Genomic DNA, 12,202 nt, shown 5'->3' with positions numbered 1-12,202 from the left:
GAGCCGCTCGGCATTTTATGGACTTGCTGGAATTACGAATGGCATTTGAGCTACATACGGCGCAACTGGCAGCACCACGCAGATCATGGGCCCAGGAAGCTGAAATGTGGGAGGCACTAAAACAGTTCGACGGCTCGCAGGATGACGAAGCGGCGTTGGATCAGCATGAAAATGCTGCGGCAGTCAGCATTTTCACGCAATCTCAATCACGCTCTGATCACGCCGGAATACATACAAAACACGGTTATAGAATACCGCGCCATTTGTGAAGCAATCAGCGCACGCGATGCAGAGCAGGCCCGCGCAGCCATGCAGGCCAACCTTACTTGCAGCCATTAGCGCTATCGGTTCACCCCTGAGCAATATTACTGAACCCGAGTCGGCTTTGTGGGTGCGAAGTTAACTCTTCCAAAAAAGTCAAAAACTGTGGTTTGCTCTCTCACTGCGAAGAAGTCCTGAATATTGCCTGGACGCGAATGGCGTTCCGATCAAGATAGGAACTCCAAATAGTCAGGATTAGAGCGATAGTCACTAGAATGGCACCAACCCAAGGTGTCGATCCAAGGCCTAGCGAGGATTCCACAACGAGGCCACCAAGCCAGGCTCCAATGGCAATACCAAGATTAAAAGCAGCGATGTTTAATGCGGAGGCCACATCTACAGCACCTGGGCGGTGTTCCTGAGCAAGCTTAACGACATAAAGTTGGAGTCCCGGCACATTGCCGAACTGAAGAAACCCCAGCAAAGCCAATGTTACAATTGCAGGCAACGGAGATACGGCAGTAAATGTCAACATGATCAACACGAGGGCTTGTAAGGCAAAGAGACCTATCAGGGCTTTCACAGGATTCTTGTTGGCAATCCGCCCACCAGCAATGTTGCCTAAAGCAATTGCGACGCCGTATAGCACCAATACGAGGCTTACACTTTTCTCAGAAAATCCAGTTATCTGCTGGAGGATCGGTGCGAGATAGGTAAAGGCAACAAAGGTTCCGCCATAGCCCAATGCCGTCATTGCGAATACGATGAGCAGCCTTCCTGAGCTCAACACTTTCAATTGATCAAGAATATTAACCGGAGCAGCTTTCCTCAAGTTGTTAGGAAGAAGTGTCAGGATTGCCAAAAAAGCGATAATACCAAGGGCAGCAACAGCCCAGAATGTCGCGCGCCAACCAAACACCTGACCGATGTAAGTGCCAAGAGGAACGCCAGTAACGATTGCTACTGTAAGCCCCATGAACATCATGGCAATCGCAGACCCGCGACGATCTTGCGGTACGAGATCAGCTGCAATGGTTGCACCAACTGAGAAGAAGACACCGTGTGCAAATGCGGCCAATACTCTGGCAACAAGGAGCAACGTGTAGTTTGGTGAAACTGCTGCTACTGCATTTCCGACAATAAAAAGCGCCATCAGCCCGAGCAGTAAGGGCTTTCTCTCGACGCGTCCGGTGAGTGCGGTCAGAACGGGTGCACCAAACGTAACGCCCAGTGCATATACGCTGACGATTAAACCTGCCAATGGCAATGTAATATGCAGATCACTCGCAACAGTGGGTAAGAGGCCAACAATTACAAATTCTGTAGTTCCAATCGCATAGGCTGCGATTGTTAGAGCAAATATAGCTAATGGCATGACCATTCCTTCGTCGATGGCGATTTTGAGATCGCTATCGGCTTATTTATCTGAGGGTTCCAGTTGGCCGGAATATGGTCCTGGAGGACTTGATTGATAATCCGCATTGTTGGATTAATATTTATGAAAAAAATTCACAGGTAGCACCAATGGATAATCGTACCGGGGAAATGGAGGTGTTTGTTGTCGCCTCGGAACTGCAAAGCTTCTCAGCTGCGGGCAGACGGCTGAACATATCCCCCTCTGCGGTGAGCAAAATTGTTACGCGTATTGAGGATCGTCTCGGAGTGCGGTTATTGCATCGATCGACACGAATGATGACATTGACTCCAGAGGGAGAAACTTATCTGGCCCGGGCTCGACAGATATTGTCTGACATTGATGATACGGAGAAGAGCATCGCTAATAGGCGTGATAATACGCCTCGTGGTTTGCTCAGGGTCAGTGCTTCTGTCGGGTTTGGAGAGGTAATATTATTGCCACTCCTGCCGGCCTTCCTTGAACAATATCCAGATGTCCAGATCGATCTATCACTTACAGACGGCATCATTGGCTTGATCGAAGAACGCACGGATGTTGCAATACGTTCTGGATTGATGGCCGATTCCTCATTCAAGGCCAGAAAAATTTTTGAAAGCCGACGTGTTGTCGTCGCATCCCCCGACTATTTAGCATCGAAAGCAGTCCCGCTAACGCCGCAAGACCTTGCTCATCACAATTGCTTCAGTTTTAACTTCGGTCGCACCCTTAATGAATGGCCATTCCGAAATCCGGGATCGTCAGAGGTTTATCGCATACCAATTACGGGCAATGCCCTGGTGAACAGTGGAATGGTCATCCGCAGACTTTGCCTTTCAGGAGCAGGTCTGGGAAGAGTGGGGCAGTTTCATGTGCAAGCCGATATTGAAGCTGGCCGTCTCATTCCAGTGCTTGAGGACTTCAACGCAGAAGATATTGAACAGATACATGCCGTGTTTTTGGGGCACAACTATCTCGCTGCTCGTATCCGCGCTTTCATAGATTTTCTTTCCGAGAATATACACACGAGCGGCTACTTACTTCGCTAAGATAGAGCCGTATTTTCTATAAGGTCAGGGATCCAGGGTTCGGAGAGAGCAACCAGTTTCAGGTTTGGTGTGATGTGATGAAGCTTGCATAGCCGTCACCAATCGCTCTGCTAAGAAAGCCTGAATAATGATCGTAAGCTTTATCTTCTGGCGAAACGCGCCCAAAGATCGGCGTTTCAAAAACCCTCATCGGTATAAGAACCAGCGGCACTGATACAGGCGTTAGCTGCGCTCCCTGCCCCGCCCGCAAGGTCGTTAGAATCCCATACATTTCACCTGAAATACTGGGACGGGATAAAACCGCCATTCGATGCTGACCTGATGTGTTAGTGACCAGGTAAACATGGCCCGAGAGATGGGGAACGGAAACACGTCCATGTTGCGAGAACGACGTATCGATACGTTCCCGCTCTTCAAACTTTAAATGCGTATTTTCAGAATCCCAGCCAATATCAGTGCAGTAAGCAAAGATATCACTGCTCTTACCAAAGGAAGGGCGAAGCGTTAAAAATGTGCCTTCCAGCCAGGAGACCGCAGCACGCGAATATGCCCCTAAATCTTCATGAGCATGTGCCTGAGGGGGGATTATTATTGGCTTTTCCGTCTCTGGCTTATCACGCAGCTTCAGCCCCATAGCCTGCTCAAGCCGGATGATTGTCGCGAGTGTAAATGGACGGTGACCCGACAGAGCTTTTTCGAGCGTCGATAGGCTAATACGCGCCTCGTCTGCCAATTGTTGACGGGAAATTCTGCGACGCGCTATCTCCTCTCGTACACGTTCAGCGACATGGCTGTTCATCTGATCGGGTAAAACAGCGTCTTGCTGAGACATGAAATCTTCCTGAATACGTACTTTCCTTCACAATTCCACACAACGGCGCAAGCGGCAAGGTGGTTTGCGGCAAACGGCGGATAAAACTTGGCAAAGCTTACGCTGGTGCCAAACAAGCGGAACAGTGAAGAATGCCTCCAGTTAAACGATCAATACAGGAGCGCATCATGTTGCCTGCCTACAGACACTTACACGCGAGCGAGAAATCAACGCGTCTGTCGCATTTCTGCAAAGCCATCTGGTTGATGAATATGCTGATATTACCGATTGTGGCGGTTATTCTTTCACTCCTGAATATCGCCTCAGCCCGAGCAGAAAAGCCCGCATATCTGACACCGAATGCGGTACAAAGCGGTAGCCTTCTGCTGCAAAGCAGTAAGGAGGGCCAGTATATTGAAGCACCTCGCCTTACAACAGATTACGACATTGATGTCAGCGGCCCGACAGCTCGCGCCCGTCTGAGCCAGATTTTTGAAAATCCGACTGACGGCTGGGTAGAGGGGCTATATGTTTTTCCGTTGCCCGAAGATAGTGCGGTCTATTCTTTGAAAATGATTGTTGGTGACCGAATTATTGTCGCTGATATCAAGGAAAAGCAGGTAGCACGCGAAATTTACGAAAAAGCAAAGAGTGAAGGCAAAAAGGCAGCACTCATTGAGCAACAACGACCTAACATTTTTACCAATGCGGTTGCTAACCTCGGACCTCACGAGAAAGTCGTTGTACAAATCGAATATCAACAGCCTGTCCGCCTGAATGACGATCAGTTTTCCTTGCGCCTGCCACTTGTGGCTGCACCACGATACAATCCAGAAAACGTTCATCCCATTGAACAAGCCGTCAACATTGATGGCGGCTGGGGAAATACTCAAACACAGCCAATCATTGGTCCTGATAATAGCCCTATCAAAACGTCGCTTATTATGCCGGGTGAAAAGCGCATGAACCTGGTCACAATCGGCATCAACCTTAAACCTGGCTCTGCTACAACTGAGATTAGTAGCCTTTATCATAAGGTTCATATTGATCAGCAGAGCCCGCAGACGTCTAAAATCACTCTGGATGGTGAAACCACAGCGGACCGTGATTTTGTGCTCGAATGGCGAGCCGCGAAGACAGATATGCCAAACGTCGGATTGTTTCGCGAACGCGTTGGCGATGATGACTATGTACTTGCATATGTAACTCCACCGCATGCTGAACACGACACGGTTCAGTCGCGGGAGATCATCTTCGTGATCGATAATTCTGGTTCAATGGGCGGCACATCAATGAGACAGGCCAAGACCAGTCTCCGCTATGCCCTTTCCAGACTTAACCCCGGAGATCGTTTCAACGTAATTCGCTTTGACAACACACTCACCAAGTTCTTCGAGGATTCTGTCGATGCCACAGAGCAAAATATTGATGATGCCCGCCAGTATGTTGCCAGCCTCGAAGCTGTCGGCGGAACAGAAATGTTGCCCGCAATGCACGCGGCTTTTGATGACAGCCACAAAAAAGATGGTTTGCGCCAGATCGTGTTCCTGACGGATGGCGCAATCAGCAATGAACAGCAATTGCTTGATGTTATTGCATCGCGTCGCGACCGCTCACGTCTCTTCATGGTCGGCATCGGATCGGCCCCCAATACATATCTGATGAATAAAGCCTCTGAACTTGGTCGCGGTACGTTCACACATATCGGTTCGCCTGATGAGGTGGAGCAACGTATGCGTGAATTGTTTGATAAGCTGCAGAGCCCGGCTGTAACGAGTGTGACAGCGAAATTTTCACAGGACGGTGCCAGCCAAACCCCTGGTATGCTTCCAGACATCTATCACGGCGAACCCCTCGTTATTGCTGCACGGTTAAAGCATGCAACTGGGTCACTAACGATTGAAGGCAATGTTGGAAGCCGCCCCTGGACGATCACCTTGCCACTTGATGCGGTGGGCAATGCAGACGGTATTTCTAAGATATGGGCTCGGCGAAAAATCGATGATGCAGAAGTTGACATAAAACTGAACCGCGTATCACCGCGCGCAGCTGATGCACGTATCCTTAGTCTCGCATTGGAACATCATCTCGTAACACGGCTTACAAGTCTGGTAGCCGTAGATCAGACGCCAGAACGTCCCTCAAATACCCCGCTTACCCGTGCAGAAATTCCACTCGAACTGCCAGCTGGATGGGACTTTGATTCTCTCTTTGGCATTCGTACTGAACAAAGCCCTGCGGATCACGCTGATGCCAGCGTTGAAAAAACACAGCTTCGCGAAAAAGCTGCCATCAGCGCGCCAAATCTTCCGGCACCAACAATGAGTTTGCCGCAGACTGCCACACCCGCAACCCTCAATATGCTTCAGGGCTTAGGCACGATTTTCATTGGGTTTTTGGCCTTTTGGTTCTCCCTTCGCAGAAAGAACGCACAATGAAGATGATTATAGCTCAGAAACCCAAACCAACGGAGCGCGCTATGTTGCGCGCTTCCATAAAGCTCGTCTCGATTACCATAATTGTCTGCGGCCTCGTACTTTTCAGTCAAGGGCTCTGGATCCATGCAAAGGCCTATGCAGCACAAATTCTTCTGGAACGAGCTTTTTCACAGAGCATCAACTCTGGTGAGAAGGTAAAACCATGGCGTTGGGCTGATACCTGGCCGGTCGCACGTATCGAAGCGCCACGACTGGAAATGTCCGCTATTGCTTTGAGTGATGTGAGTGGACAATCTCTGGCCTTTGGTCCCGGCCATTTACAAAATACCCCGCAGGCCGGGGATAGCGGAACCGCAGTCTATGCGGCGCATCGTGATACGCATTTTGCTTTTCTCAAAGATATTGAAAAAGGAGACCTTATCCGTGTTACGCGCAATGACGGAAAGACATATACTTATCGCACCACCCATATGACAATTACGCGCTGGGACGAGGCCCAGGTTGATATTCATGCATCGGGCTCGCATCTCGTTCTTGCAACGTGTTATCCTTTTGATGCCATCACGCAAGGGTCGTTACGCTATCTCGTCTATGCAGATATTGTTGTAGAAGATATAGAACAGGTTCCGTTTGTCCGACTTTGAGGTAATGTTTGATGCGCCAGTACATAATTGCACTTTTGTTACTCATGCCGGGCGTCGCATTCGCAAATAGCGATGAAGATCGTTATTCCTATATCTGCGACCATGATAATGCCATTGAGATTATTATTGCACAGGATAAGCCAGATAGCTTAATACTCAATGCTTTCAGTAAAGAGCGTATTTTTGAAAGAGTTAGCTCCACCCCCCTCAATTTATTCAAGGGGGAGCAGGGATATGAAATATCTTTTGAAAATATGAACCAGATATTCCTTACAACTCAAGGCGTGCAATACACATGCAATTTGGATGCCGCTGGCTAGGATAGCTTTCGCGTATCTTATTCAAAAAACCGCTTTAAGCACTCGCCCCACTCTGTTAGGTCCAGAAATACCGGACAATATGGAAGAAGACAGGCGCTGAGAAAACAAGGCTGTCGGCACGGTCGAGCATGCCGCCATGACCTTCAATCATATGCCCCCAATCTTTCACCCCGCGGTCACGTTTGATGGCCGATGCGACCAGCCCGCCAAAAAAGCCCATAATGCAGACAGCTGCGGCAAGCGCACCCGCCTGAACGGGCGAAAAAGGTGTAAGCCATGCAAGCCCAGCACCCAGCAGCGAGGCGGCAGCTATCCCACCGACAAACCCTTCCCATGTCTTGGACGGGGAGATATTGGGCGCAATACGATGTTTGCCGAAGAGCTTGCCAAAAATATATTGCAGCACGTCGCTGCCCTGAACAGTCGCAACCAGAAAGGCTATCAGCAGCAGTTCTTTGCCGTCATAGCCCGCAATATCCAGCGTCATCAGCGCAGGCACATGGCTGATGCAATAGACCGAGAGCATGATTCCCCATTGCTGCTCGCTGATGCGTTCGAGAAAGCGCGATGTATCTCCGGAAAGAGCGGTCAGCACCGGCATGGCGAGGAAGCAATAGACCGGGATGAAGATGGAATAGAGGCCATACCAGTCGGTCCAGATCAGATAATACTGTACCGGAATGACCAGCAGAAACATGCCGAGCAAGACACGGTGATCAGCGCGGCGGGTTTGTGTCAGCGTTGCATATTCGCGCAAGGATGCGAAAGAAATGAGTGCAAACAGCACGATCACGCCGCCTTTGCCGAACAGGAAGGCGATGCACATGGCGCCGACCATGATCCACCATGCTTTGATGCGGGCATTGAGGTTAACCAGTGTGGATGAAAGCGGCTTTGGTGCGCGCCACGACAATACACCGGCAACAGTGCTGGCTGTTACCAGAACGCCCATGAGGCCAAGGAAAAGCTGGGTTGTTTCGCTCATGGGTGATTACCATTCTGAGGCTGAATATCGAGAAGGCTTTGGCGGGCGCGGGTCAAGAAATCCCTGCGATCTTCGCCCATATTGAGTTTAACCGGCGCACCGAAAATGACGCGGCAAAGCAGCGGCACAGGCAGCATTGCGCCCTTTGGCAGCACACGTGACATATTTTCAATCCAGCATGGCACCAGTTCGACATCGGGCCGCGCCAGCGCAAGATTGTAGATGCCGGAGCGAAAACGCAGCAGCGCTTCATCACTCATGTTGCGTGTGCCTTCCGGAAAGATGATGAGCGAATGACCATCGGCCAGCGCTTTCAGCATCACTTCCATCGGGTCTTGCGTGCGTTCCACCCAATTGCGTTCCACAAGCACGGTTCGCAGCAGCACTTCTGCCATGAACTGGCGCACGGCATTGCCGCGCCAGTAATCGGCACCAGCGACAGCACGGGTCCGGGCGCGTTCTTCCTGGTTAAGACAGGAGGAAAGCAGAATGAAATCACCATGGCTGGTGTGGTTGGCAAAATATATGCGCTGGTTGCGCGAGGGTCCGGTGCCGTTCCAGATGGGCCGCACGCCGGTGATCCCGCGTGAGAGGATCGCGAGTAACGAGCCGAAAATCGATTGCACCTGATGACGGATCAGCTCCCGCATGTCAAAGCCCCTGACCATGTGGCACGAAGGCCAGAAGAAAGAACAGCGCGATAGCCAGTATCAGAAAAAACCGCATCCGCATGATGATGCGCCTAGAACCGGCGATGCGCTCAGAAAGCAAACGGGTGGGGCCGATAGCTTCTCGCAAACCCATTTTCTCAAGAACCTTATCAAGTTCGATCAGCCCTGCCTCTTCAACAGGATTTGCAGCAACCAGTCGGAAAAGTGCGGCATCAAAAAGCAGATGCGCTGCAATTCCAAGAGCGCTCAGTGTGCTCAAAAGCAGAACCGGCCACACCAGCCAGAAGGTGAGATCATGGACAGCACGCAAGAACGGCGCGATAGCCAATATCAATACGGCCAGTGCAATGCCGAGATAGGCGTTGCGCTGCAAACTTGCCGCGATGCTTGATGCCTGCGCGCTCATTGATGCACCTCAGCCGAGTGGAGATGCACCGGCCAGCCTTTTGCGCGGATCAGCGCTTCGGCTTCGCGTTGATTGTTCACGCGGCCTGTGTTGATAAGCCAGTGGGCTGCAACGGTGGCGCTGCGTTGAAAGCCCAACGCGCAACAAATGAGTACCGGACCGTGATGGCGTGCAACTTCGACCGCATCCGATGCGAGCCGAAGCTTTTCTGCTGGAAGCTTGATGAGATCAATCGTGCCGTAGCTTTTCCAATCAATAGAGTGCGCGTGTGGCACCATTTCGGATGCGAGATCAATAACGGTCGAAAAAAAATGCAGGTCTTTAGCCTTGGGGAAGCGTCCGAGAAAAACATTGTTGCCAAGTTCGACATGGGCTGGAAATTTGCGCGTCCACAAGCGGATATTCAGCCGGGCAAAGAAGCGGTAAGGCCAGAGCAAAAGGCGGCTGGCAAAACTGACCGAGCCGTTAGTTTGTTTCTCAAAAATGCCAGAACCCGCACCGAAATAGCCGAGCGCCACGATTGCAAGTGCGGTTGCAGGCCAGAGCCAGAAAATGGCATAGCCAGTTATGCAGAGGCCATGGACGCCCAGCGCAAGAAAAACTGACGCCCCCGCAAGATAATACAAGCCGATACGCCGGGATTTCGGGTCTAATGTGAGCTGAAAATCTGCCAAAGGCGATGGCGTATTGCGTGGGAAAAGCCACAGAGCAAACAGCCCGAGCAAAGCGCCTGCCGGAATATCAACCGCATGATGCTGATAGGTGGTCAGCACCGATAATCCGATCAGCAGACACCAGATATGCCATATCACGCGCAGGCCAAAGTTCATCACGCCGCGCATCTGATCCCAGATGATAATCAGCAGGGCAATATGCAGTGAAGGTGCCTGATTGAACGGCTTATCAAATCCGCCCAGCACATTGAACATAAAGCCCGGAAGCCCGGACGTTTCAGGCTTAACAAAAGTGGCGGTCAGCGGAAAGGCAACAAAACACAGAACAGCGATGATCTGTGCTGTGAGATAACGTTTTGCCAGTCTGTCTACCTGTTCCGGGCTGTCATTGATGAACAGCGCAATTGCGTAAAACAGATTGACCGACCAGTAGGGAATGATGCTCCACGCGATAAAGGGAATATGGCCTTCCCAGTTGAAAGCGAGGTTTGGCACATCATGATAGAGTGATGCAAGCCAGTTGGCGGTGCCATAGGTCAGATAGAAAAAGGGGCCGAGAAACAACAGCCAGAGGATTGAACGGCGGATGACAGCCCGCCGAGAGAAACCATCATGGTCTGCCAGTCGTGTGATCACGCTGCATTGTCTCCGGTGCGTTCGGCGATCGAGACAGTGAAAATGCCCCATTGATCAATGCGCTGTTCGATCTTGCGATAGCCTGCCTCTTCAACAAGCTGATCCATTTCTCCCTGCGTGCGGCGACGCATGACCCAAGCCTGTCCGCCGCGATGTGACGTCAGCGCACGCGCGATCATTTCAAGCTGCGGATGCCATGGCTGGTTGGTGTAAATGAGCAGTGAGCCCGGCTTCTGCACACGGGCGAGGCCCGAAAGCGAACGGTTGATCAGCGCATTATCCGCAAACAGCTCATAAAGCCCCGAAACAATTGCAAGATCTGGTTGCGGCGTGATGCTTGCAAGGCTTTCGTCGTCAAAAGCGTCGCCTTCTTCCATATGAGCGATGGCCTCAAGTCCGCGCTCTTTGATGAGCTTGCGTCCGGCAAGCACATTGATCGGTGAATAATCGCGCAGATGAATGCTGTTCGGCAATTCGCCAGCACGCACCACGGCATCAATCACATAGCGGCCATGACCGCAGGCAATGTCGAGGATGTTGGTCGAGCGACCTTCGTTTTCGAGCCGCCGGATCGCATGTCGGATCAGTTCTTCAAGATGCACTTTGCGTTGGCGAATGCCGCGCCAGCCGATTGCTTCCAGAAACTGTTTATCGATGAGTTTGCCGCCGGGGCCTATGCCACGCGCTTCGTTTTCATAGACATAATCGAGCGTGGAACCGGAATCAAAGCCGGTGCGACGACCAACACTCAGGCCATTCGATAAAAGCGAGCCAAAGCTGATGGAGGCACGCGTTGATGCCCAGTAAAGCCCGCGTGGTGAAAGCAGCGGCAGCGGGCTGGATAGTTTGTCTGCCTCGTCGCGGGTGTGGCCTGCAATATGCGCATCCGTCAGATCAGCGCGCTGTGGCGCCACTGCAAAACGCGCTTCGATAAAATCATGGATCAGCGTGAGCGCTGGTTTGCGGTCGCGCTCGCCGAGCGTGTCATGGTAAAAACCTTTGAGCACATGGCGCTCTTTCACGCGGCTGCCGAGGTTTTCAAAAAAGCGATGCTGCGGCGTTGGCCGCACGACAAAATCGCTGCCAGAAATGAGAAGCTGTGTCGGAACTGTAATCGCCCGCGCATCGTCCACCACGCGCTTCGCCGCCTCATTAAGCTGAAGCAGAATATGCGAGGCGATGGGCCGGGTAATCAGCGGATCGTTGCGATAGGATTCAATGCGCTCCCGATCATGGGTCAAAAACTGCGGTTTGACGTAGGAATTGACGAAGAACATGCCTTTGAGTTTCTGCCAGAGCGCGATGCCCTCTTTGGCGAAAGGCACATAAAGCTTGATGTCGAAGGCTGGCGACGCCATGACAAGCGCACGGATATTAGGCGCATAGTCATGCACCCATATGGCTGCAAGAACCGCGCCGACGCTCTGCGCAATCAACGCCACATCTTCGTTTCTTACGCCGGTTTCATTACGAATATAGGAAACGAAACTATCGAGATCGCGGACCGACGCACCGAAGGACGGTGAAAAGCCGCGGACGCCCGGCGAGTTTCCGTGGCCGCGTGCATCCCAGGCATAGAAGGCGTAATCATCAAGGCCAAGCTCATCAACGAGATGTTTCACTCGTCCGCTATGCTCGTGCCCGCGATGCAGCAGCACAATCACGCCTTTGGGCTTTTCAGACAGCGCAGGCCAGAAACGATAAAACAGCGAAGTGCCGTCATGGGTGACGAAATGGGATTCCTGCGCCTCACGATGTGATGCGGCCTCATGCCCCGTCAGTCCTGCACGCTGGTTCATTCCCACTCCTCTCAGTAAGTCCTCTAACTTATTCTCCTCAATAATTATTGAGTAGAATAGAATATTTGAATAAACGAGCTAAAGCTGGTCTCAAATAGCTGATTTCTAATTAATC

General features: G+C 51.5%; 12 protein-coding genes. 5 read left to right on the top strand and 7 right to left on the bottom strand.

From position 1 onward, the window contains the following. Window positions 1-141: 141 nt before the first annotated feature. Window positions 142-339, top strand: coding sequence for an FCD domain-containing protein (locus tag ACOZHT_RS22275; protein WP_421566633.1), 198 nt, complete (start codon window positions 142-144; stop codon window positions 337-339). A 100-nt stretch (window positions 340-439) separates the two neighbouring features. Here ACOZHT_RS22275 and ACOZHT_RS22270 read toward each other — a convergent pair whose 3' ends face one another. Beyond that, window positions 440-1,636 (bottom strand): MFS transporter, encoded by a 1,197-nt coding sequence (locus ACOZHT_RS22270; RefSeq protein WP_421566632.1) that lies wholly within the window; start codon window positions 1,634-1,636, stop codon window positions 440-442. A gap of 149 nt (window positions 1,637-1,785) precedes the next feature. On the opposite strand from ACOZHT_RS22270, the gene ACOZHT_RS22265 reads away from it, so the two are divergent. Beyond that, window positions 1,786-2,703 carry a LysR family transcriptional regulator gene (locus tag ACOZHT_RS22265; RefSeq protein WP_421566631.1) on the top strand — a complete coding sequence of 306 codons (918 nt, stop codon included), beginning with the start codon at window positions 1,786-1,788 and terminating at the stop codon, window positions 2,701-2,703. Window positions 2,704-2,761: 58 nt separating this feature from the next. On the opposite strand, the gene ACOZHT_RS22260 is transcribed toward ACOZHT_RS22265, so the two are convergent. Further along, window positions 2,762-3,535, bottom strand: coding sequence for a helix-turn-helix transcriptional regulator (locus ACOZHT_RS22260; RefSeq protein ID WP_339512020.1), 774 nt, complete (start codon window positions 3,533-3,535; stop codon window positions 2,762-2,764). A 167-nt stretch (window positions 3,536-3,702) separates the two neighbouring features. On the opposite strand from ACOZHT_RS22260, the gene ACOZHT_RS22255 reads away from it, so the two are divergent. From ACOZHT_RS22255 to ACOZHT_RS22245, 3 genes are read left to right on the top strand one after another with little or no spacing between them, the layout of a single operon-like run. Further along, window positions 3,703-5,952, top strand: coding sequence for a marine proteobacterial sortase target protein (locus tag ACOZHT_RS22255; protein ID WP_421566630.1), 2,250 nt, complete (start codon window positions 3,703-3,705; stop codon window positions 5,950-5,952). A 41-nt stretch (window positions 5,953-5,993) separates the two neighbouring features. After that, window positions 5,994-6,596, top strand: a complete 603-nt coding sequence (locus ACOZHT_RS22250) for a class GN sortase (protein WP_421566662.1) — start codon at window positions 5,994-5,996, stop codon at window positions 6,594-6,596. An 11-nt stretch (window positions 6,597-6,607) separates the two neighbouring features. After that, window positions 6,608-6,916 carry a hypothetical protein gene (locus tag ACOZHT_RS22245; RefSeq protein ID WP_421566629.1) on the top strand — a complete coding sequence of 103 codons (309 nt, stop codon included), beginning with the start codon at window positions 6,608-6,610 and terminating at the stop codon, window positions 6,914-6,916. 55 nt (window positions 6,917-6,971) lie between these two features. Here ACOZHT_RS22245 and ACOZHT_RS22240 read toward each other — a convergent pair whose 3' ends face one another. The 5 genes from ACOZHT_RS22240 to ACOZHT_RS22220 are packed head-to-tail and all read right to left on the bottom strand — an operon-like array spanning window position 6,972 to window position 12,087. After that, window positions 6,972-7,901: a phosphatidate cytidylyltransferase gene (locus ACOZHT_RS22240; protein ID WP_421566628.1), complete on the bottom strand. Its 930-nt coding sequence runs from the start codon at window positions 7,899-7,901 to the stop codon at window positions 6,972-6,974. Further along, window positions 7,898-8,551 carry a lysophospholipid acyltransferase family protein gene (locus ACOZHT_RS22235; protein WP_421566627.1) on the bottom strand — a complete coding sequence of 218 codons (654 nt, stop codon included), beginning with the start codon at window positions 8,549-8,551 and terminating at the stop codon, window positions 7,898-7,900. The genes ACOZHT_RS22240 and ACOZHT_RS22235 overlap by 4 nt, the downstream gene beginning before the upstream one ends. Window position 8,552: 1 nt before the next feature. Continuing rightward, a complete protein-coding gene (locus tag ACOZHT_RS22230; protein ID WP_421566626.1) occupies window positions 8,553-8,978 on the bottom strand; it encodes a hypothetical protein in 426 nt (141 codons plus the stop codon). Then, entirely contained in the window at window positions 8,975-10,288 is a 1,314-nt protein-coding gene (locus ACOZHT_RS22225; RefSeq protein ID WP_421566625.1) for a phosphatase PAP2/dual specificity phosphatase family protein, read from the bottom strand. The genes ACOZHT_RS22230 and ACOZHT_RS22225 overlap by 4 nt, the downstream gene beginning before the upstream one ends. Beyond that, window positions 10,285-12,087, bottom strand: coding sequence for a bifunctional alpha/beta hydrolase/class I SAM-dependent methyltransferase (locus ACOZHT_RS22220; protein WP_421566624.1), 1,803 nt, complete (start codon window positions 12,085-12,087; stop codon window positions 10,285-10,287). Before ACOZHT_RS22220 ends, ACOZHT_RS22225 begins: the two co-directional genes overlap by 4 nt. Window positions 12,088-12,202: the final 115 nt, after the last annotated feature.

Source organism: Ochrobactrum sp. EDr1-4, assembly GCF_049199085.1.
Taxonomy (GTDB): Bacteria; Pseudomonadota; Alphaproteobacteria; order Rhizobiales; family Rhizobiaceae; genus Brucella.
This window is presented reverse-complemented; position numbering and strand designations above follow the sequence as displayed.